Genomic DNA, 21,089 nt, shown 5'->3' with positions numbered 1-21,089 from the left:
GGAAAGGTTCGGTTTCTGATGCGTGTGCCTCGGTCGTCCCGGCGTGATGAACGCCGGGGGCGTGGTCTCCTCTACTCCTCCGGTCCGGGGGAGGTCCCCGGGCCGTTATCCCGGCCCGCTCCCTCGCGTACGGTCTCGCCCATGTCCGCCGATCCGCACGCGAAACCCTCGCTCGCCCGGGGCGCCGGGCAGCATGTGCTGATCCTCGCCCGTGACCCGGAAACCGCTGAACTGCTCGCCACCACCCTGGAGTTGGCCGGCTACCGGATCCGCCTCACGGACACCGCAGCCGACGCGCTGGCGCGGCTCGACACGCACCGCTTCGATCTGCTCCTCGTCGACACCACCCTGCCCGACCTGCCCGGCATCGCCCGCGCGGGCCGCCCGGTGATCGCCCACCGGCCGCCCGTCCTGTACCTCACCCCCTACGACTCCCTCGGCAGCCTGCTGCCCGAACTCGGCCTGGGGGAGAAGGACTACGTCACCAAGCCGTTCCGGGTGGCGGAGGTGCTGGCCCGGATGCAGGTCCTGCTGCGCGGCACCGCCGCACCCGGCCGCCCCGGCCACTCCCCGTGCTACGACGACCTCGTCCTGGACGACACCCTGTGCCGCGCCCGGCGCGGCCCCCGCGCCCTCGACCTCACCCCCGCCGAGTACCGCCTGCTCCGCCATCTCATGGTCAACGCGCACCGGGTGCTCTCGAAGGAGCAGATCAGCCGGTACGTCTGGGGCGACTTCCGCGGCGACAACGCGATCGAGCAACTCGTCTCCCGGCTGCGGCGCAAGGTGGACCGGGACGGGCCGCCGCTGCTCCATACCCGCCGGGGCTTCGGTTACTGGCTCGGGAGGGCGGAGGGTGAGGGGTGACGGGTCGCCGGCCTGCGATGTGATCCAGGTCACGTCAGGTTGCTGTCAGGGAACTGACCGGAAGCCGTCAGCCCCCTCTGTTTGCCTGTGCTCATCGAGGACTCGACCCCCCCTTCACTTCCCCCCACCGAGGAGAGCCATGGCCGACACCCTGACCGGTCCGGTGCCCGAAGCGCCGGACGCGGTCCCCGAGTTCCCGATGCCCAGGGCGGCCGGCTGTCCCTTCGACCCGCCACCCGCCCTCCAGGAACTCCGGGAGCGGGCGCCGCTGACCAGGGTGCGGCTCTGGGACGGCACCGAGCCCTGGCTCGTCACCCGGTACGCCGACCAGCGGGCGCTGCTAGGCGACCCCCGGGTCAGCGCGGACACCGACCGGCCCGGCTACCCGACCAAGGCCAGCCCCGAGGCCGGTGAGGGCAAGCTCAGCTTCATCATGATGGACGACCCGGAACACGCCCGGCTGCGCCGGATGGTGACCGCGCCCTTCGCCATCAAGAAGGTGGAGGCCCTGCGCCCCGCCGTGCAGCGGATCGTCGACGACCTGATCGACAAGCTGCTGGCCGGCCCCCGACCGGTGGACCTGGTGGAGGAGTTCGCGCTGCCGATCCCCTCGCTGGTGATCTGTGAACTGCTCGGCGTGCCCTACGACGACCACGCGTTCTTCCAGGACAACACCAAGACGATGGTCCACCGGGACGCCACCCCCGAACAGCGCGGCCTGGCGAGCCGTGAGGTGGCCGGCTATCTCGCCGCGCTGATCGGCAAGCGGCTCGCCGACCCCCGCGACGACCTGCTGTCGAGCATCGCCGCCCGGATCACCGCCGGCGAGATCGACCACCAGCAGGCCACCGAGATGGCGCTGCTGCTGCTCATCGCCGGTCACGAGACCACCGCGAACATGATCGCGCTCGGCACCCTCGCCCTGTTCCGGAACCCCGACCAGCTGGCCCTCCTGCGCGAGACCGACGACCCCAAGCTGGTCGCCTCCGCCGTCGAGGAACTGCTGCGCTACCTCCACATCACCCACCTCGGCCGGCGCCGCGCGGTGACCGAGGACATCGAGATCGGCGGGCAGGTCATCAGGGCCGGCGAAGGCCTGATCATGGTCAACGAGATCGCCAACCGCGACCCCGAGGTCTTCGCGGACCCCGACCGGCTCGACCTCACCCGGGACGCGCGCCGCCATGTCGCGTTCGGCTTCGGCGTCCACCAGTGCCTCGGCCAGCCGCTCGCCCGGATGGAGCTCCAGGTCGTGTACGGCACCCTCTACCGGCGCATCCCGACCCTGAAGCTGGCCGGCGCGTTCGACGACGTCCGCTTCAAGCACGACGCCTTCATCTACGGCGTCCATGCCCTGCCCGTGACCTGGTGACGGTTCCCCGTCCCGCACAGCACAGCACAGCACAGCCGCAGTCCGACCGAACGACGAACGACGAACGACGAACAAAGCAGGAAAAGGGGAACCCCATGACCTCCCACAAGGTGGAGCTGGAAGCCGACAAGTGCGTCGCCTCGGGGCAGTGCGTGGTCGCCGCCATGCAGGTCTTCGACCAGGACGACGACGGCATCGCGATCCTCCTCGAGGAGTCGCCCGCGCCCGAGCTCCTCGACGACGTCCGCGAGGCCGTCGCCGTCTGTCCGGCCGCCGCGATCCGACTGGTCGAGCAGTGAACCGGATCGTGGTCGTCGGGGCCTCGGCCGCCGGACTCGCGGCGGTCGAGACGCTCCGCCGCGAGGGGTACGACGGCACCCTCACGCTCGTCGGCGACGAACCGCATCCGCCGTACGACCGCCCGCCGCTGTCCAAGCAGCTCCTGGCCTCCGAATGGGAGGAGGACCGACTCGGGCTGCGCCGCCCCGAGGACCTCGCCGCCCTCGGCCTGGACCTGCGGCTCGGCACCGCCGCGCACGGCCTGGACGTGGCGGAGCGCCGGGTGCGGCTCGCCGACGGCGGCGTGCTGCCGTACGACGGACTGATCGTCGCCACCGGTGTGCGGCCGCGCCGGCTGCCCGGTGAGGGGGCGCATGTGCTGCGCACCCTGGAGGACGCCCTCACCCTGCGGGAACGGCTGGAGCCCGGCCGTCGGCTGGTCGTCGTCGGCGCCGGTTTCCTCGGCGCGGAGGCGGCGGCCGTCGCCTGGCGGCTGGGCGCCCTCGTCACCCTGCTGGAACCGGCGCCGGTGCCGCTGGCCCACGCCGTCGGAGAGGAGGTCGGGCGCGTCCTGTCGCAGGCCCACCGCGACCGGGGCGTCGACCTGCGCTGCGGGGTGGCCGTCACCGAGGTGACCGAGGACGGCGTACGGCTCGCGGACGGGTCGGTCGTCGACGCCGACGAGGTGCTCGTCGCGGTCGGCTCGCTGCCCAACACCGACTGGCTGGCGGGCAGCGGGCTGCCGGTCGGCGACGGCGTCGTGTGCGACGAGTACCTGGAGGCCGCCCGCGGCGTGTACGCCGCCGGGGACGTGGCCCGCTGGTACAACCCGCTGTTCGGCACGGCGATGCGGATCGAGCACCGCACCAACGCGGCCGAGCAGGGCATGGCCGCCGCCCGCAATCTGCTCGCGGCCCCGGAGGCCCGCAAGCCGTTCGCGCCGGTGCCGTACTTCTGGTCGGACCAGTACGACATGAAGATCCAGGCGTACGGCTTCCTGCGCGGCCACGAGGAGGTGGCCGTCGTCGAGGGCGACCTCGCCGAACGCCGGTTCGTGGCCGCGTACCGCACGGGCGACCGGGTGAGCGGGGCCCTCGCGGTCGGCATGCCGCCGAAGGCGATCCGGCTGTGGCGCCAGGCGATCGCGACGGGAGCACCCTGGGGCGAGAGCGTCGGCGTCCCGGCCTAGCGGCCACAGCGGACGGCGACCGGAAGAGAAGAGGGGCCCCGGCGGGCGGTGCGAGCCTGCCGGGGCCCTTTACGCTTGCCCGGGCGCCGTGCGCGTCGTACCCGCGCAGGAGATGTGGGTCAACGCACGCAGTAACTTACTTGAGTTACGCAACAAGATGGTAAAGTGGGTCGCATGTCCACCGAACCGCTCCCCCTGCCCGCCGTGGCCACCCCGGAAGTGATCGAGATCGAGCGCGCGCTCACCCGGATCACGTATCTGAGCACCCGTGCCCGCCAGCACGACCGGCTGATGGCGCTGGCCGGCGTCCCCCTGGACCGGGCCGCCGTGGCGCTGCTGCGCCAGGTCGCCGACTCCGAGCCGCTGCGGCCGGGGGAGCTGGCCCAGCGCCTGGGTGTCGAGGCCTCCCATGTGACCCGCACCGTGCAGCAGCTCCAGAGGTCCGGCTATGTCACCCGGGTCCCCGACCCCGACGACGGCCGGGCCCAGCGGATCCAGCTCACCGAGTCCGGCCGCGAGGCCATCGACCGGGTCCGCGACGCCGGCGCCCGCGGCATGCAGCTCGCCCTGGCCGGCTGGTCCCCCGACGAGCTCGGCCAGCTCGCCACGCTCTTCCACCGCATGGTCGACGACTTCCTCTCCTACGCCGTCGACGAGGACACCGACCAGTCGGCCGTCAGCGCCTGACCCGCTCCCGGCCGGCCGTCACGGCGGCGGCGGCCCCGCCCGGCTCCCGCAGCCCGCGCAGCAGCAGCCAGGCCACCACCGGCGGGATCAGCAGCGGGACCAGGCCCGTGCGCAGGCTCGTGGCGTCCGCGAGCGCCCCGAGGGCCGGAGCGGTGAGCCCGCCGACGCTCACCGTCAGGCCCAGGGTGACACCGCTCGCCGTCCCCATGTGCCGGGGCAGACAGTCCTGGCCCAGGGTCACGTGCAGCGAGAACGGCACGTACAGCCCGGCCGAGGCGAGCGCCACGCACCCGTACAGCGCGGGCCCCGGCACCAGTAGCACCCCCGCGACGGCGACCAGGGTCACCGCGTACGCACCGCGCACCACCGGCAGCCGCCCGTACCGCTCGGCCAGCCTGCTCCCGGCCAGCGTCCCCACCGCGCCGCCCGCGTAGAGCACGCACAGCGCGACCGTGCCGGCCGCCGCCCCGCCCCCGGTACGCTCCCGCACGTACAGCGCGACGAACGTGCTCAGCCCGACGAAGACCACCGAGCGGCACAGCACGGCCCCCGACAGCCGCAGGAACGCCGGCCAGTCGTCCCGGCCCGCTGCCCCGGTCGCACCGGCCGCCGTGGCCCGGGCGCCCGTCGAGCGGACCGCCGCCGCGCACAGCGCCACCCCCACCACGGCAGGCACGGCCAGCAGGGGAGTGGCCCGCAGGCCCCAGGCCGCCACCACACCCGAGACGAGCAGCGGGGCGCACGCGAAGCCGACGTTCCCGCCGAGCGCGAACCAGCCCATCGCCGTATGGCTGCCGCCCGACACGGCCCGCGCGGCCCGGGCGGCCTCCGGGTGGTACGCCGCCACCCCCACCCCGGACACCGCGACCACCACCAGCGTCACCGCGTACGAGCCGCCGATCCCGCTCAGGGCCACGCCCGCACCGGCCGCCGCCGCGCTCAGCGGGAGCAGCCAGGGCAGCGCCCGGCGGTCGGTGAGCAGGCCGAACAGCGGCTGCGCCACCGACGACAGCAGCGAGGCCGCGAGGACCACGCCGGAGGCGGCCGCGTAGGACCAGGCGCGCTCGGCGACGAAGAAGGGGACCAGGGCGGCCACGGCCCCCTGGTACACGTCCACGCACGCGTGGCCCAGGGACATCAGGGTGAGGGGCCGGTTCCCCGGCGGTCGCTTCGGCACACCGCGATCCTCGCCACTCCCGGCCCTGTCGCGCTTCCGATAATCTGCCCGACTGTGTCGAACATCCGCCACACCGCCAACGGCGAGGGCCCCGCCCCGGCCGCCGTCCGTCACGCGGCCACCGCCCCCACCCGGGCCCGCGTCCTGGTCCCCGGGGAACGCATCGACGCGCACCGCCACGACGACCACCAGATCGTCTACGCCGGTTCCGGCGTCCTGGCCGTCACCACGGACGCCGGCACCTGGTTCGCGCCCGGAACCCGCGCCCTGTGGGTGCCGGCCGGCACCGCGCACGCCCACCGCGCCTACGGCCCTCTCGACCTGCACCTGGTCGGACTGCCCGCCGAGGACAACCCGCTCGGCCTGGACACGCCCACCGTGCTGGCCGTCAGCCCCCTGCTGCGGGAGCTGATCCGCGCCTACACCGCCGACCCCGAGGACACCGGCCCCGAACGGGCCCGACTGCTGGCCGTCCTGCGGGACCAGCTGCGCGTCTCCCCGCAGCAGCCGATGCGACTGCCCACCCCCGCCGACCCCCGGCTCGCCGCGGTCTGCGCGCTCGTCCACGCCGACCCCTCCGACCAGCGCACCCTCGCCGCGCTCGGCGCCGCCACCGGCACCGGGGAACGCACGCTCAGCCGGCTCTTCCGCCGCGAGTTCGGCATGACCTTCCCCCAGTGGCGCACCCAGTCCCGGCTCTACCACGCCCTGCGGCTGCTCGCCGACGGCACCCCCGTCACCACGGTCGCCCTGCGCTGCGGCTGGTCCTCCGCCAGCGCCTTCATCGACGTCTTCCGCCGCTCCTTCGGGCACACCCCGGGCCGCCACGGCCGCGCGACCTGACCGGGGCGCCATCGGCACCGGAGGACAAGGGAGTTGGGGGCGACCGCGCGGCCGTACCCCCGCCTCCGGCCGCTCGACTACCGTCCAGTAATGTCGGGCGCCAGGACTTCAGAGGAGGAACCTTGTCCCGGTCCGGACGCTCACCCCTGCTGCTGGCCGGCCTGCTGGCCACCGCGGGCGTGGCCCATTTCGCCGCCCCCCGCTCCTTCGACGCGACGATCCCGCGCGCCCTGCCGGGTCCCCCCAGGGCCTGGACGTACGGCAGCGGCGTCGCCGAGCTGGCGCTGGCGGCCGGACTGGCACTGCCCCGGACCCGCAAGGCGGCCGCCCTGGCCAGCGCCGCGTTCTTCGTCGGCGTCTTCCCCGCCAACGTCAAGATGGCGCTGGACTGGCGCGACCGTCCCACCCCCCTCAAGGCCGCCGCGTTCGGCCGGCTGCCCCTGCAGGTACCCCTCGTGCTGTGGGCCCGCAGCGTCGCGAACGGCACGGAAGGACGGTCATGACGAAGACGCTGGAGACCGGCGACAAGGTCGAGGACTTCTCGCTCCCCGACGAGACCGGCACGCCGCGCAGCCTCACGGAACTGCTCGCCGACGGCCCCGTCGTCCTCTTCTTCTACCCGGCCGCCCTCAGCCCCGGCTGCACCGCCGAGGCCTGCCACTTCCGCGACCTCGCCGCCGAGTTCGCCGCGGTGGGCGCCCGGCCGATCGGCATCAGCGGGGACTCCGTCGACCGCCAGCAGGAGTTCGCCGGCCGTCACACCCTCGGGATGACCCTGCTGTCCGACAGCGACGGAGAGGTGCGGGCGCTGTTCGGGGTGAAGCGGGGCGTCTCCCTCATGCCCACCAAGCGGGCCACCTTCGTCATCGCCCAGGACCGCACCGTCCTGGAGGTCGTCCGCAGTGAACTGCGCATGAACACCCACGCCGACCGCGCCCTGGACGCCCTGCGCGCCCCTCGCGCCTGAGCGGCCGCACGCGGTAACCCCTCGCTCCACGACCGGACCCCGCGCGGTTGATGCACCCGGGCAAAAGGACCATTCTGGACGACATGGAGCATGTCGTCGCTGCGGCGGTCGTCGATGCCCGGGGCATCGTGACGGGCTGGAGCGAGGGTGCCCGACTGCTGACGGGGCATCCGGCCGAGGAGGCCGTGGGGCGGGCGGCGGCCGACCTCCTCGCCGAGGAGCTCCCGGACGCCGTCGGACGGCTCCCCGACGCCGCCGGACGGGCCTGGAGCCGGCCGGTCGTCGTACGCCACAGCGACGGGCACCCCGTCACCCTGGCCGTCACCGCCTGCCCCCTCCTCGGCACGGGGGGAGAGCCCCTGGGCTGGACCCTCACCGCGGAACGCGCCGCGGCCCCGGAGCCGACCCTCGCCGGGCGCGCCTTCCAGCAGGCGTCCATGTCGATGTCCGTCTTCGACCCCGACCAGCACTATCTGCGGCTGAACGAGGTCGCCTGCAAGGTCATGGGCGTGTCCGAGGACGTCCTGCTCGGCCGCCACTTCCCGGACACCGTCGTAGAGGCCGAGCACAGCCGCGGCTTCAACTGGCACCTCCGGCAGGTCGCCGAGACGGGCCGCCCGCTCCGCTACGAGAGCTGGACCGGCGCCCCCTCGCTCAACCGCGAACACGCGTGGACCACCGAGATGTGGCCCGTGCGCGAGACGTCCGGGGAGGTCGTCGGGGTCGCCCTGGCCGCGTTCGACAGCACCGAGCAGTACCTGGCCCGCCAGCGGCTGGCCCTGCTGAACGAGGCCGCGGCCTCCATCGGCACCACCCTCGACATGGTGCGCACCACCGAGGAGGTGGTCGACCTCCTCGTACCGCGGTTCGCCGACTTCGTCAGCGTCGACCTGCTGGACTGGGTCCTCGGGGCCGACGAACCGCCGCCCGTCCCGGACGGCGAGGTCGTGCTGCGCCGCGTCGCGCACGGTTCCGCCCACGAGGGCACCCCCGAGGCCGCGGTCCGTCTCGGCGAGACCGACGTGCATCCGCCGTTCAGCCCTCCCGCGCGTGCCCTGCGTGAGGGGCGCGCCGTCCGCATCCAGGCGGGCGAGCCCGATTTCATGCGCTGGCTCGTCGAACGCAACACACGCGCTCCCGAGGGCCGCCGCTTCCGCACCGGGGTCCACTCGGTGATCTCGGTGCCGTTGCGGGCCCGCGGCACCATCCTCGGGGTGCTGGTCGGCGTCCGCATCACCCACCCGGACGACTACGAGGCCGACGACGCCGTCTTCGCCGAGGAGCTCGCCAGCCGGGCCGCCGTCTGCATCGACAACGCCCGCCGCTTCGCCCGGGAACGCACCACCGCGCTCGCCCTCCAGCACAGCCTCCTGCCGCGCGGACTGCCCGGACAGGCCGCCGTCGAGGTCGCCCACCGCTATCTGCCCAGCGGTTCCACGGCCGGTATCGGCGGCGACTGGTTCGATGTGATCCCGCTCTCCGGCAGCCGGGTCGCGCTGGTCGTCGGGGACGTCGTCGGGCACGGCATCCCCTCCTCGGCCACCATGGGCCGGCTCTGCACGGCCGTGCGCACCCTCGCCGACGTGGACCTGCCGCCCGACGAACTGCTCACCCACCTCGACGACCTCGTCACCCACCTGGCCGGCTACCAGGAGGGCGGCGACGGCGACGAGGTCGCGGAGCTGGGCGCCACCTGCCTGTACGCCGTCTACGACCCGGTCAGCCGGCGGCTCGCCCTCGCCGCCGCCGGCCATCCCGCGCCCGCCGTGCTGCTGCCCGACGGCCGCGCGGAGCTGGTCCGGATGGCCCCCGGCCCCCCGCTCGGCGTGGGCGGACTGCCCTTCGAGGCGGTCGAGCTGGAACTGCCCGAGGGCGCGGTCGTCGCCCTCTACACCGACGGCCTGATCGAGGACCGGGACCGTGACGTCGACCGCGCCACCGGCGAATTGTGCAGCGCCCTCACCGCACCGGCCGCCACCCTCGACGCCCTGTGCGACACCGTGCTCAAGGCCGTCCTGCCGGAGGAGCCCAGCGACGACGTGGCGCTGCTGCTGGCGCGCACCCGCGCCCTCGGCGCCGACCGGGTCGCCACCTGGGACGTGGAGCCCGACCCCGCCCGGGTCGCCGCCACCCGGCAGGCCGCCACCGAGCAACTCGCCGCCTGGGGGCTGGAGGAGACCGCCTTCGTCACCGAACTCGTCGTCAGCGAACTGGTCACCAACGCCATCCGCTACGGCGAACCCCCCATCCGGCTCCGGCTGATCCGCGACCGCAGCCTCATCTGCGAGGTGAGCGACGGCAGTTCCACCTCACCGCATCTGCGCCGCGCCCACGCCTTCGACGAGGGCGGGCGCGGTCTGCTGCTGGTCGCGCAGCTCACCCAGCGCTGGGGCAGCCGGCAGACGGACCGGGGCAAGACGATCTGGGCGGAACAGAGCCTGGAACCGCAGTGACCGCGGTGCGCCGCCGTCGAGAAGCCATCGTCGAGAAGCCGTCGTCGAGTAGCCGTCGTCGAGTAGCCGTCGTCGAGAAGCCTCAGAACTCCTCGTGGGTCTCCGGATCGCCGCCCAGCCGCTCACGGACCCGGTCCGCGATCACGCTCATCTGCGCCGGACCGAGCGCGAAGCCGAAGACGTCCAGGTTGGCACCCTGCCGCCCCGGGTCGGACGACTTCGGGACGGGGACCGCGCCGAGCTGGACGTGCCAGCGCAGCACGACCTGCGCGGGGGTGACCCCGAGCGCCTCCGAGACCTGGACCACCGCGGGGTCCTGGAGCAGGGCCGAGCCCCGCCCCAGCGGGCTCCAGCTCTCCGTGACGATGCCCTTCGCCGCGTGGAAGGCCCGCAGCTCGTCCTGCGGGAACAGGGGGTGCAGCTCGATCTGGTTCACCGACGGCAGGACGCCCGTCTCCTTCTCCAGGCGCTCGATGTGCCCGGGGGTGAAGTTCGAGACGCCGATCGACCGGACCAGACCCTCCTCCCGCAGCTTGATCATCGCCCGCCACGAGTCGACGTACCTGTCGAGCCGGGGGAGCGGCCAGTGGATCAGATAGAGGTCGACGTGGTCGAGGCCGAGACGGCGGCGGGACTCCTCGAAGGAGGCGAGGGTCTCCTCGTACCCGTGATGGCGGCCCGGGAGCTTGGTGGTGACCACGAGGTCCTCGCGCGGGATCCCGCCCCGCGCCACGCCGCGTCCGACCCCGCTCTCGTTGCGGTAGTTCGTCGCCGTGTCGATCAGCCGGTAGCCCAGCCCGAGCGCACCGGCCACCGCCTCCTCCGCCTGCGCGTCGTCCATCGGCCAGGTACCCAGACCGAGGGCCGGGAGCCGCGTACCGTCGTTGAGCGTGTGCACCGGGATGTCGATCACCGTCTGCCCTTCCCCTGGAGCGGGATACGTCACTCCAGCCTCACGGATGAAGGGGGCGCGATCAACCGGGCGGGCCGGAGGCACTGTCGCCACGGCGGCGATTCGCTGTCACGATCTTCGGCGAGGGGTGTTCACGACGATCGGAGCGGGCATGACCACGGACTTCGACAGCCAGGCGACGGACGCGGCCGGGGTCGAGGTGAAACCGGTCGCCGGGCACATCGGCGCCGAGATCGAGGGCGTGGACCTGGCCGCCGGTCTCGACGACGCCCAGGTCGCCGCGATCCGGGCGGCCGTGCTGTGCTGGAAGGTGGTGTTCTTCCGCGGACAGCGCCTCGACCACGCCGGGCACGTGGCCTTCGCCCGGCGCTTCGGCACCCCTGTCGTGCTGCGCAAACGGGGCGGCGCCTCACCGGCGGACTTCCCGGAGATCGAGACCACCGCCGACCGGCTGGAGCTCGGCGGCAGGTTCGGCATGGAGCACGACGAATGGCTCCAGCGCCGGCGGCACACCCTGCTGCGCGGCTGGCACTGCGACCACGGCGCCCGGATCGACCCGCCGGCCGCGACGATCCTGCGCGCCGAGACGGTCCCGCCCTACGGCGGTGACACCACCTGGTCCAACCTGGCCGCCGCGTACGCGGGACTCTCCGCGCCCGTACGGGAGTTCGTGGACGGACTCAGGGCCGAGCACCGCCTGGGCGTCGGCTACCAGCCGCGGCCCGGCGAGGACGCCTACGTCCGCCATCTGCTCGACCACCAGGTCGCCGCGCTGCACCCGCTGGTCCGGGTCCACCCCGAGACCGGGGAGCGGATCCTGTACGTCAACGGCTACTACGTCGAGCAGATCGCCGACGTCTCCCGGGCCGAGAGCCGCGCCCTCCTCGACCTGCTGCTGGACCAGGCGGTGCGCCCCGAGTACACCGTCCGCTTCCGCTGGGAGCCGGGCAGCGTCGCCTTCTGGGACAACCGGGCCACCATCCACCTCGCCCCCGGCGACAACGCCCACCTCGGCTTCCCCCGCACCATGCACCGCGTGATGCTCACCGGCGACATCCCGGTCGGGGTGGACGGCAAGCCCTCGGAGCCGATCACGGGCACGGAGCCGGGCCGCTGGTGAGGCTCAGCCTCAGTCCCCTGGCTCGGCACGGGCCACGAACGGACGGCCGTCCTGCGGGAGGAACACCAGGAACTCACGGGTGCCGTGGACCACGCTGGCCAGGCCCAGCCGCCAGTCCGCGCGCACCACGGCCTCGACGAGTGTGCCGCCCTCGACGATCCGCCCGGGGCGCGCGTGCCGCCGTACCAGCTCCGCCGCCCGCCCGTCGACCCAGAGCCCGACCCGCGCCCCCTGCTTCAGGACCCCCAGCAGTTCCTCCCGGAGGGGCCCCGGCACCGCGCCCCGGACCCGGTGGCGCAGGAGATCCTCGGGTGTCGGCTCGGGATCTCCGAGCGTCCGCGCCCGGCACGCCGGGCAGGCCGTGTCCCGGGTCGGGTCGAACGGGCCGCGGTACACCGTGAGCCGCTCGCGGGGAACCCCGCACAGGGACGCGCCCTTCGACAGCCCGTGGCCCGTGCCCGGCGCGTCGGTCTCCTCGCAGAGCGCGAAGAACGGCCGGCGCCCGGGCCCGGGACGCCACCCGTCCGTCTCCGCACCCCGCACGGCGGTCAGCCGGTCGCCGTCGGGTGCCACCCCAGGGCCGGGCCCAGTTTCGTCGCCGTGTCGGTGAGGATCTGGACGTAGTCCTCGTGCGTGAAGGTGAAGGGCAGGGCGAAGGCCACCTCGTCGATCTCGCGGAACGCGGCGTGCGCGTGCAGCCGTTCGGCGATCTCCTCCGAGGTGCCGACCAGGTCCGGCGCGAACAGCAGCCGCGCCGGACCCTGCGGGGACCGGGTGCGCGGCAGCCGCTTCGCGGCGAACTCCTCGTACCGGGCGCGCTGTTCGGGCGTGGCGGAGTCGGTGGGGATGACCACGAGCCCCTGCGAGACACGGGCGGCCTCGCCGTCGGGATGCGCGGCGCGGAAGGCACGCACATGGGAGAGCTGGATCTCGGCGAAGTCCCGTGTGTCGTCCGGGCCTTCGGCCTTGACGACGCTGCTCGTGAGGAAGTTCATGCCGTGCTCCCCGGCCCACGCGGCCGAGCTCACGCTGCCGCCGCCGTACCACAGGCGCCGCCCGAGGCCGGGGGAGTGCGGCTGCACCCGGTCGGAGAACACCTCGAAGCCCTCGACCCCGCTGAAGTCGCTCGCGGACTTGCCCCGCACCAGGTCCAGCAGCCGCCGCACCCGCTCGTAGCCGAAGTCCTCGGCGTCGGCCGTGTCCGGGTACAGGGCGTCCTTGACCTGGTCGTAGTGCATCGGCGGGCCGACGCTCACCCCCGGGTTGAGCCGGCCGCCGGACAGGACGTCGACCGTCGCCAGGTCCTCGGCCAGCCGCAGCGGGTTCTCCCAGCCCAGCGGGATCACCGCGGTGCCGAGCTCGATACGGCGGGTGCGCTGCGACGCGGCCGCCAGGACGGCGACGGGGGACGAGATGCCGTACTGCAGATGGCGGTGGCGCACCCACGCGCTGTCGAAGCCGAGCCGCTCGCCCAGCTCGATGATCTCCAGCGTGGTCTCGTGCCCCTGGCGCGGGTCGTCCCCGTCGAACAGCCCGATGGTGAGGAACCCGAGCCTGCGCAACGGGCGTGAGATGGGCGGCACGGGATCCTCCAGCGGTCGTACGGCGGTACCGTCCCGATTGTGACAGCCGAACATTGCGGGCGTGTGATCAGACGAGCGGGATGACCACCTCGTCCTCGACCGGGGGGTTCCGTTCCTGGGCGCGGTTGCCGGTGGCCGCGTGGCAGCGCAGACGGATCGACTCCGGGGTGACGTCCAGGCGCAGGAAGGACTTGAAGAACGGCGGGCTGTACGTCGCGGAGCTCGGCGAGAAGAGCTGGGTGTAGATCTTGCGCACGGGGAGCCGGAGGCGCCGTCGGCGTTCCGGGCGGCTTCCGGTGCCCAGCAGGCCCGCGATCAGCCGGATCCGGCGGGTGACACGGACCTCCGGTCCCGGGGTGCGGGTGGCCGGGAAGCCGAGCCGTTCGGCGACGACCGCCTGGGCCTCGGCCTCGCTGAGGGCGAAGAGGCGGCGCAGCCGCAGCCGGCGGCCGTAGAGCCCGCTGTAGAAGGCGAGGGAGTCGCCGCGCAGCGGGTAGCAGCGGAAGTCCCGCTCGGAGACCCCGGCGATCGAGACCCGGGGAATGGTGTGCGTGGCGTGCATGAAGGCCCCGCCGCCGCCCGACACGACGTACTGGAGGGTGCGGCCGTCCGCCAACGGCACCGGATAGCGCTGGTAGTTGTGGATGTCGCCGCCGATCGCGGCCACATAGCGGTGCTCCGGCGCGCGCACGATGTCGTCCACCGTCCCGCCGCCCTCGATGGGGCACGGGTGGTGCTCCCCGTCGACGTACAGCGGCGAGCCGGTGACGAGTATCTTCGGCCGGGGCCCCCGGGACACCTCGCGCAGCCAGGCGCCCTGCGCGGCGTCCAGGGTGCCCAGCAGACCGGTGTCGATGCCGATGATCCGCACCGGACCGGCATCGATCGCCCAGTATGGCCCCGGCTGCACGGCCAGTTGATCCGCCGCCGACCGCAACTTCCGTGCCTCGTCGAGGTGGTGGCCGTCGTGCGGACGCGGCCGGTGCCACAGCCGGGCGCGCAGCCAGGCGCCGGTGAGCGGGCGCGGCGCGGGTTCGGCCGGCAGCGGCGGGGCGTCGTCGCAGAAGACCCGCATGAACCCGCCGAGGTCCTCGTACCAGTCGTGGTTCCCCGGTATCGCGTAGACGGGCGCGCGGTAGTCCCGGTACGGGCGGAAGAACTTGGTGCCGTAGTCGTCCGCGCTGCCGACCGGGTAGATCACGTCGCTGGCGAGGACGGTGAAGGCGGTGCCCTGACTCACCTTCAGGAACCCCGGCACGACGGCGTATTGGGAGTCGTCGCCCTCGCCCGTGTCGCCGATCACCATGAAGGAGAAGCGGTCCGGGTCGGAGCGCCGGATCACCTTGTCGGCGGGTGCCCCGGCCGCCTGCCGCTGGGCCACCCAGCGGTCCCGGGTACGGCCCGTGGGGTCCCCGAACCAGGAGGCGAGCACCCCGTTGCGGGCGGCCCACAGCATCCGTGGATCGAGCCAGGAGATCTTCTCGGTCCGGCCGGGCATCAGGGCGCGGTAGGCGCCGGGTTCCGCCTCGCCCCAGCCGGCGCCCGCGGCGGTATCACGTGAGGAGTCAGACACGCGGTGCACCGTAGCAATCGGGCCGATCCGGGGTCCCGGCCGACCCTGATGTCGCGACGTGCGTCAACTGCCCTCGAGATCCTACGGGTTCCCGTGAGCGGGCCGCGTTCCTCGCGGCGTCCACCTCACCGGGTACAGCCGGAGGACCCTGCGCGCCCCGCTCACCCACCGCTCCACGACCGGCTGACCTGCCGCTTCGGGGTCCCGGCCCGCTCGTCCGGAGCGGGCCGGTTCCACTCTCCGTCGCCGAGCACCAGCAGCGGGTCGAACATCACCACCACCCCCGCGAGGACCAGGAAGACCACCGGTCCGATCAGCATCGGCAGCAGCAGCGAGGTGGGGGATTCGCCGGCCCAGGACGAGGTCGTGCCGTGCACATGGACGCCGACCGCGGCCATCGCCGTGTAGTGCATCCCGGAGACGGCGAGGCCCATCACCAGGCTGGCGCCGAGGCTCGTCAGGAAGCCGCGGACGGTGACGGCCGCCCACAGCGCGGCGGTGGCCGCGCCGACCGCGATCAGAACCGAGAGGGCGACCAGGAGCGGGTCGTACACGAGGGTGCCGTCGAGCCGCATCGCCGCCATGCCCAGATAGTGCATCGCGGCGACACCGAGACCCGTGACGGCGCCCGCGAGGGGCAGCGCGCCGCGGCCCGCGCCCCGGCGGCCGACGAGGAACACGCCGACGCCGACCACGCCGACCGCGATCGCGAGGCTGAGCACGGTCGGCCAGACCGCGTAGCCGATCCGGGTCTCCCGCACCCGGAAGCCGATCATCGCGATGAAGTGCATCGTCCAGATCCCGCAGCCGATCGAGGTGGCCCCCAGCACCAGCCATCCCGTCCTGAAGGAGTCCTTGTCCATCAGCGACCGCACGATGCAGCGCAGCCCGAGGGCCCCTCCCAGGCACGCCATCAGATAGGCCGCCACCGGTGTCACGATCCCGTAGCGGAAGCCGTCAATCGTGCCTTCCATCGCCAACTCCCCCCAGAGTCACGCATGTTCGTGGAGGATTGTCTACGTGTAAGAGTGGGGTGAGGGCAAGCGCATCCGGCGTGTCGCGCAGGGCGGACAGAGGGTGCACAGCCCACGCACAGGCATGCCGGGGGGTGACGGTCCGCGTCGGGCCCGGCACCGAGGGATAACCCTCGAAGCTCCCGGGTCGGGCTGACATGTAACCGTCAAGCCTGTCATTCTCCCTCCCAGCGTGCCGCACACCAGCGGCACCTCACCCCCCACTCGGTTCCACGGTCCCGCACCACTCAGCTCGTCCCGGACAGCACACCCGTCTGTCCGGTCTGTCACCGGCCGTACCCCTCGGCCGCCGCAGTAGGAGAACGAGTGAGACCCAACCCCCGCAAGCGGACCGCGGTCGGAGCGGCCCTGCTCTCCACCGCCGCCCTCCTGGCCCTCGGCGTCCAGTCGGTCCCGGCAGCCGCGAAGCCCGCAGCCCCCCACCCCACCCCCCTACGCAGCGGCGGCCTCGCCGCCGACGTCACGCCCGCCCAGCGCACCGCGCTCATCAAGGGCGCCCAGGCGAAGACGGAGCAGACGACGGAGTCCCTGGGTCTGCCCGCCCAGACGAAGCTGATCGTCAAGGACGTCGTCAAGGACAACGACGGCACCGTGCACACGCGCTACGAGCGCACCTACGCCGGACTGCCCGTCCTCGGCGGTGACTTCGTCGTGCACACGGCCCCGGCCTCGCTGGCCGCCGGCACCGTGAGCACGACCTTCAACAACAACCGCCGCGCCATCTCGGTGAAGTCGACCAAGGCGACGTACAGCAAGGCCTCCGCCGAGACCAAGGCCCTGAAGCGGGCCGCGGCGCTCGACGCGACGGACCCCGCCACGCAGAGCGCCCGCAAGGTGATCTGGGCCGGCGAGGGCACGCCGAAGCTCGCCTGGGAGACCGTCGTCACCGGCCTCCAGGACGACGGCACGCCGAGCCGGCTGCACGTCATCACCGACGCCCTGACCGGAGCGAAGCTCTCCGAGTTCCAGGACATCAAGACCGGTACCGGCAACAGCCAGTACAGCGGGACCGTCACCATCGGCACCACGCTGTCCGGGTCGACGTACCAGCTGTACGACACCACCCGCGGCGGCCACAAGACGTACACCCTGAACAACGGTACGTCGGGCACCGGCACCCTGATGACCGACACCGACGACACCTGGGGTACGGGCTCCGGCTCCAACACCCAGACCGCCGGTGTCGACGCCCACTACGGCGCGCAGGTCACCTGGGACTTCTACAAGAACACCTTCGGGCGCAGCGGCATCAAGAACGACGGCGTCGCCGCCTACTCCCGCGTCCACTACAGCTCGGCGTACGTCAACGCCTTCTGGGACGACGACTGCTTCTGCATGACCTACGGCGACGGCTCCGGCAGCACGCACGCGCTGACCTCGCTGGACGTGGCCGGCCACGAGATGAGCCACGGTGTCACCTCCAACACCGCGGGCCTGAACTACTCGGGCGAGCCGGGCGGTCTGAACGAGGCCACCTCGGACATCTTCGGCACCGGTGTCGAGTTCTACGCGGCCAACTCCTCCGACGTCGGTGACTACCTCATCGGTGAGAAGATCGACATCAACGGGGACGGCACCCCGCTGCGCTACATGGACGAGCCCGACAAGGACGGCAGCTCCGCCGACAGCTGGTACTCCGGCGTCGGCAACCTCGACGTCCACTACTCCTCGGGCCCGGCGAACCACATGTTCTACCTGCTGTCCGAGGGCAGCGGCAGCAAGACCATCAACGGCGTCACCTACAACAGCCCGACCTCCGACGGCGTCGCCGTCGCCGGTATCGGCCGGGCCGCGGCGCTCCAGATCTGGTACAAGGCGCTGACGACGTACATGACGTCCAGCACCAACTACGCGGGCGCCCGCACCGCCGCCCTGAACGCCGCCACGGCGCTCTACGGCTCCAGCTCCACCCAGTACGCGGGGGTCGGCAACGCCTTCGCGGGCATCAACGTCGGCAGCCACATCACGGTCCCGTCGACCGGCGTCACGGTCACCAACCCGGGCAGCCAGTCGACCACCGTCGGCACCGCGGTCAGCCTGCAGATCTCGGCCAGCAGCACCAACAGCGGCACGCTGACCTACGCCGCGAGCGGTCTGCCCACCGGCCTGTCGATCAGCTCGACCGGTCTGATCTCGGGCACGCCGACCACGGCCGGCTCCTACAGCACCACCGTCACGGTGACCGACTCCACCGGTGCCACCGGCACCGCGTCCTTCACCTGGACGGTCAGCTCCTCGGGCAGCGGCTCCTGCACCTCGACCCAGCTGCTGGGCAACAACGGCTTCGAGTCGGGCAACACCACCTGGACGGCGTCGAGCGGTGTCATCACCAACTCGAGCAGCCAGGCGGCCCGTACCGGCTCCTACAAGGCGTGGCTCGACGGCTACGGCTCGACCCACACCGACACGCTGTCCCAGTCGGTGACGATCCCGAGCGGCTGCACCAACACCACGTTCACCTTCTACATCCACATCGACACGGCCGAGACCACCACCAGCACCCAGTACGACAAGCTGACGGTCACCGCCGGTTCGACCACCCTGGCCACGTACTCGAACCTCAACGCGGCCTCCGGGTACGTCCAGAAGTCCTTCAGCCTCGGCTCCTACGCGGGCTCGACGGTGGCGCTGAAGTTCACCGGCGTCGAGGACTCCTCGCTCCAGACCAGCTTCGTCATCGACGACACCGCCGTGACGACCGGCTGATCCGCACCACCTGACCGACGTCCCGCACGCAGGCTCCCCCCGCGTGCGGGACGTCGTCGTGGTCAGGAGAGCGGATCGAGCGTCAGATACGCCTGGCGCGGCGCGCCGTCGTGGACGAGGGACTCCTGCTGTCCCACGTCGTCGAAGGCGAACGCGTACGCCTTCCCGTCGGCCGTCCGCGCGTGGATCGCGCGGGCGTAGTGGTTGGTGACCGCGTCCTGGTAGAAGCTCGCCGGGGTCGGGTCCGGCTGGCTGGGGTTGATCAGGAGCGTCGACCGGTTGAAGCCGGCGCACAGCGTGCGCGAGATCGGGCCGCGTACGGCGTCGTTCGGGGCGTCCAGCAGCTTGTGGCAGCCGAAGATACTGGCCGCGTCCGGCTTCTGGAAGCTGGTCACGACCGCGCCGGAGGCGTCGGTGAAGTTCATGACCCCGCCCGAGACCCGGCCGTAGTACTTCGTGCCGGGCCGGTCGGCGTACGGCGTCACGGTCAGCGTCGTGGTCGTGTACTTCTGCCAGACGCGGTTGACGTAGTCGTTCGTGACGGTCGCCGGGAGCGCCCCGGTCTCCACCCCGTACAGCGGCGAGAGCGCCCGCAGGACCGTGCCGTCGGAGCGGGTCTGGATCAGGTTCGCCCAGCCGCCGGGGAGACCGCGCAGATCGTCGAGGACCCCGTTGTAGCCGCCCGCCCTGAGGTGCCCGGTGCTCACCGTGCTGCCGTCGGCGCGCTGCACACCGACCGCGTAGGGAGCGGAGAACATGTCCACCTGGGTGCTGTTCAGCCACAGCCCGGCGTCGTTCAGGGTGTACTCCGACCAGTTGAACAGGATGTCCCGGTTGGGGTCGCCCGGGTTCTGCACGGCCGGCTGCACCAGACCGCCGGTGGTCAGCCTGAACACGAGCTTCCGGCCGTACGAGAAGTAGATCCGGCCGGAGATCTTGGGGATCCGGACGGTCGTCGACCGCCCGGCCGCCGGACCGGGGATCGAGGCGTCCGGCGCCGGGGTGGGCGGGTTGCCGCCGGCCGGCCAGGCGTGGAAGGCGCCGTTCGCGTCCGCCCAGCCCTGCTGACCGGTCGTCAGCAGGGTGCCCAGGTTGTAGACGTAGAGGGCCTCGCCGCGGCCCGAGTCGTTGGTGATCGTGAGCGGGATCGTGTCGGGGACGGCGGCCCCGGCCGGTGGCCCGAGGGTGAGCAGCGCGCCGAGGAGCGCGACCGCCCCGAGCAGTGCCGTGGTGGTCCTGATGAGCACTCTCCACCTCCGTGCGGGGAGACCTGTGGGGTTGGTCCAGACCTGTTCTGAGAGCGCTCTCAAAGTCGCACCGGGGTGTGCTCATGTCAACGGAGGGGCGGGAAAGAGGGCGCCCGTGAACGGTCCGGGCGCCCTCCGCGGTTCAGAAGGCCCGCTTCACGAGGTCCGCTTCAGAAGGTCCCCTTCAGAAGGTCCGCTTCAGCAGGTCAAGCAGCGCCGCCCAGTGCCGCTCCGCCGCCTTCTCGTCGTACGACGAGGTGTCCGCCTGGGTGAAGCCGTGCTGCGCGCCCTCGTAGACCTCGCAGGTGTGCCGTACGCCGGCCGCCGTCAGGGCGTCCTCCAGCCGCTGGATCTGCTCGGGCGGCAGGGAGTGGTCGTTGTCGGCGTGTCCGAAGTACAGCTCGGCGGTGATCCGGCCGGCCACCAGGTGCGGGCTCTCCGGGGTGTCGGTGGCGAGGCGCCCGCCGTGGAAGCCCGCCGCCGCCGCGACGCGCTCGGGGTGCGTACCGGCGGTCAGCAGGGAGAGCCGCGCGCCCATGCAGTACCCGGTCACCGCGACCGGGCCGTCCGCGACCAGCGGGTCGTCCTCCAGCCGGCGCAGATACGCGTCGGCGTCCCGCATCGCGAGGTCGTTCGTCAGCGACTGCATGATCGGCATCAGGCTGCCGAAGATCTCGGGCCGCGCGGCGGGGTCGATGAACTCCGGCATCTCCACCACCGGGGCGCGCCCGTGCCGGTAGAACACGTTGGGCACGAGGACCGTGTAGCCCGCCGCCGCGAGCCGGTCGGCCATCGCCTTCAGATGCGGGCGCAGTCCGAACGCGTCCTGGTACAGCAGCACGCCCGGCCGGGGCGTCCCGTCGCCGGGATGGGCGAGATAGGCGTCCGCGACGCCGTCCTCGGTGGGGATGTCCACGGCTGTTCCCTGAACGGAGGTCATGGGGGGTGCCTCTCTGCGCGGTGCAACGGGTGCGGCGGGACTCATCGTTGCACGCACCACCCACCTCCCGGCGAGGCCCCCCGCCCGACCGCCGTTGCCGTTCCGTTATGGAGCGGTCCAGGCCCGGTCACAAGGCGAC

19 protein-coding genes are annotated in these 21,089 nt (G+C 72.7%); 11 read left to right on the top strand and 8 right to left on the bottom strand.

The window, feature by feature from the left end:
• Positions 1-141 precede the first annotated feature (141 nt).
• From ABZ490_RS21120 to ABZ490_RS21100, 5 genes are all read left to right on the top strand, one after another.
• On the top strand, positions 142-867 hold the full coding sequence (locus ABZ490_RS21120) for a response regulator transcription factor (protein ID WP_358992136.1): 726 nt from the start codon (positions 142-144) through the stop codon (positions 865-867).
• A 139-nt stretch (positions 868-1,006) separates the two neighbouring features.
• Complete coding sequence (locus ABZ490_RS21115) at positions 1,007-2,239, top strand: cytochrome P450 (RefSeq protein ID WP_358992134.1); 1,233 nt, start codon at positions 1,007-1,009, stop codon at positions 2,237-2,239.
• Positions 2,240-2,334: 95 nt separating this feature from the next.
• Entirely contained in the window at positions 2,335-2,538 is a 204-nt protein-coding gene (locus ABZ490_RS21110) for a ferredoxin (RefSeq protein WP_133916636.1), read from the top strand.
• Complete coding sequence (locus ABZ490_RS21105) at positions 2,535-3,707, top strand: FAD-dependent oxidoreductase (protein WP_358992132.1); 1,173 nt, start codon at positions 2,535-2,537, stop codon at positions 3,705-3,707. The genes ABZ490_RS21110 and ABZ490_RS21105 overlap by 4 nt, the downstream gene beginning before the upstream one ends.
• A 174-nt stretch (positions 3,708-3,881) precedes the next feature.
• Positions 3,882-4,394, top strand: a complete 513-nt coding sequence (locus ABZ490_RS21100) for a MarR family transcriptional regulator (RefSeq protein WP_358992130.1) — start codon at positions 3,882-3,884, stop codon at positions 4,392-4,394.
• On the opposite strand, the gene ABZ490_RS21095 is transcribed toward ABZ490_RS21100, so the two are convergent.
• Entirely contained in the window at positions 4,384-5,532 is a 1,149-nt protein-coding gene (locus ABZ490_RS21095) for an MFS transporter (protein ID WP_358992196.1), read from the bottom strand. The genes ABZ490_RS21100 and ABZ490_RS21095 overlap by 11 nt on opposite strands.
• Positions 5,533-5,634: 102 nt before the next feature.
• Between ABZ490_RS21095 and ABZ490_RS21090 the strand changes: the two genes are divergently transcribed.
• The 4 genes from ABZ490_RS21090 (at position 5,635) to ABZ490_RS21075 (ending at position 9,834) form a co-directional block, all read left to right on the top strand.
• A complete protein-coding gene (locus ABZ490_RS21090) occupies positions 5,635-6,414 on the top strand; it encodes a helix-turn-helix transcriptional regulator (RefSeq protein ID WP_358992194.1) in 780 nt (259 codons plus the stop codon).
• A gap of 122 nt (positions 6,415-6,536) precedes the next feature.
• On the top strand, positions 6,537-6,917 hold the full coding sequence (locus ABZ490_RS21085) for a MauE/DoxX family redox-associated membrane protein (RefSeq protein WP_358992128.1): 381 nt from the start codon (positions 6,537-6,539) through the stop codon (positions 6,915-6,917).
• Complete coding sequence (locus ABZ490_RS21080) at positions 6,914-7,381, top strand: peroxiredoxin (RefSeq protein WP_358992126.1); 468 nt, start codon at positions 6,914-6,916, stop codon at positions 7,379-7,381. Before ABZ490_RS21085 ends, ABZ490_RS21080 begins: the two co-directional genes overlap by 4 nt.
• Positions 7,382-7,464: 83 nt before the next feature.
• Entirely contained in the window at positions 7,465-9,834 is a 2,370-nt protein-coding gene (locus ABZ490_RS21075; protein WP_358992124.1) for a SpoIIE family protein phosphatase, read from the top strand.
• Between the two features lie 82 nt (positions 9,835-9,916).
• On the opposite strand, the gene ABZ490_RS21070 is transcribed toward ABZ490_RS21075, so the two are convergent.
• Complete coding sequence (locus tag ABZ490_RS21070) at positions 9,917-10,747, bottom strand: aldo/keto reductase (protein ID WP_358992122.1); 831 nt, start codon at positions 10,745-10,747, stop codon at positions 9,917-9,919.
• 151 nt (positions 10,748-10,898) lie between these two features.
• On the opposite strand from ABZ490_RS21070, the gene ABZ490_RS21065 reads away from it, so the two are divergent.
• Entirely contained in the window at positions 10,899-11,867 is a 969-nt protein-coding gene (locus tag ABZ490_RS21065; RefSeq protein WP_358992120.1) for a TauD/TfdA family dioxygenase, read from the top strand.
• A gap of 9 nt (positions 11,868-11,876) precedes the next feature.
• On the opposite strand, the gene ABZ490_RS21060 is transcribed toward ABZ490_RS21065, so the two are convergent.
• The 4 genes from ABZ490_RS21060 to ABZ490_RS21045 form a co-directional block, all read right to left on the bottom strand.
• Positions 11,877-12,440: a hypothetical protein gene (locus tag ABZ490_RS21060; RefSeq protein ID WP_358992118.1), complete on the bottom strand. Its 564-nt coding sequence runs from the start codon at positions 12,438-12,440 to the stop codon at positions 11,877-11,879.
• On the bottom strand, positions 12,416-13,450 hold the full coding sequence (locus ABZ490_RS21055; protein ID WP_358992116.1) for an LLM class flavin-dependent oxidoreductase: 1,035 nt from the start codon (positions 13,448-13,450) through the stop codon (positions 12,416-12,418). The genes ABZ490_RS21060 and ABZ490_RS21055 overlap by 25 nt, the downstream gene beginning before the upstream one ends.
• Positions 13,451-13,517: 67 nt before the next feature.
• Positions 13,518-15,023, bottom strand: a complete 1,506-nt coding sequence (locus ABZ490_RS21050) for a metallophosphoesterase (protein ID WP_358992115.1) — start codon at positions 15,021-15,023, stop codon at positions 13,518-13,520.
• 161 nt (positions 15,024-15,184) lie between these two features.
• A complete protein-coding gene (locus ABZ490_RS21045; protein WP_358992113.1) occupies positions 15,185-15,997 on the bottom strand; it encodes an MHYT domain-containing protein in 813 nt (270 codons plus the stop codon).
• Positions 15,998-16,363: 366 nt separating this feature from the next.
• Between ABZ490_RS21045 and ABZ490_RS21040 the strand changes: the two genes are divergently transcribed.
• Positions 16,364-18,763, top strand: a complete 2,400-nt coding sequence (locus ABZ490_RS21040) for a M4 family metallopeptidase (protein WP_358992111.1) — start codon at positions 16,364-16,366, stop codon at positions 18,761-18,763.
• A gap of 62 nt (positions 18,764-18,825) precedes the next feature.
• Here the strand turns inward: ABZ490_RS21040 and ABZ490_RS21035 are convergent, their stop codons facing one another.
• Together ABZ490_RS21035 and ABZ490_RS21030 are read right to left on the bottom strand one after the other, a co-directional pair.
• On the bottom strand, positions 18,826-19,986 hold the full coding sequence (locus ABZ490_RS21035; protein WP_358992192.1) for a glycoside hydrolase family 64 protein: 1,161 nt from the start codon (positions 19,984-19,986) through the stop codon (positions 18,826-18,828).
• A 208-nt stretch (positions 19,987-20,194) separates the two neighbouring features.
• Positions 20,195-20,950 carry a dienelactone hydrolase family protein gene (locus ABZ490_RS21030; protein WP_358992109.1) on the bottom strand — a complete coding sequence of 252 codons (756 nt, stop codon included), beginning with the start codon at positions 20,948-20,950 and terminating at the stop codon, positions 20,195-20,197.
• Positions 20,951-21,089 lie beyond the last annotated feature (139 nt).

The organism is Streptomyces sp. NPDC005811 (genome assembly GCF_040630405.1).
Taxonomy (GTDB): domain Bacteria; phylum Actinomycetota; class Actinomycetes; order Streptomycetales; family Streptomycetaceae; genus Streptomyces.
Note: the sequence above shows the minus strand (reverse complement) of the source record. Positions and strands in the feature narration are given on the sequence as shown.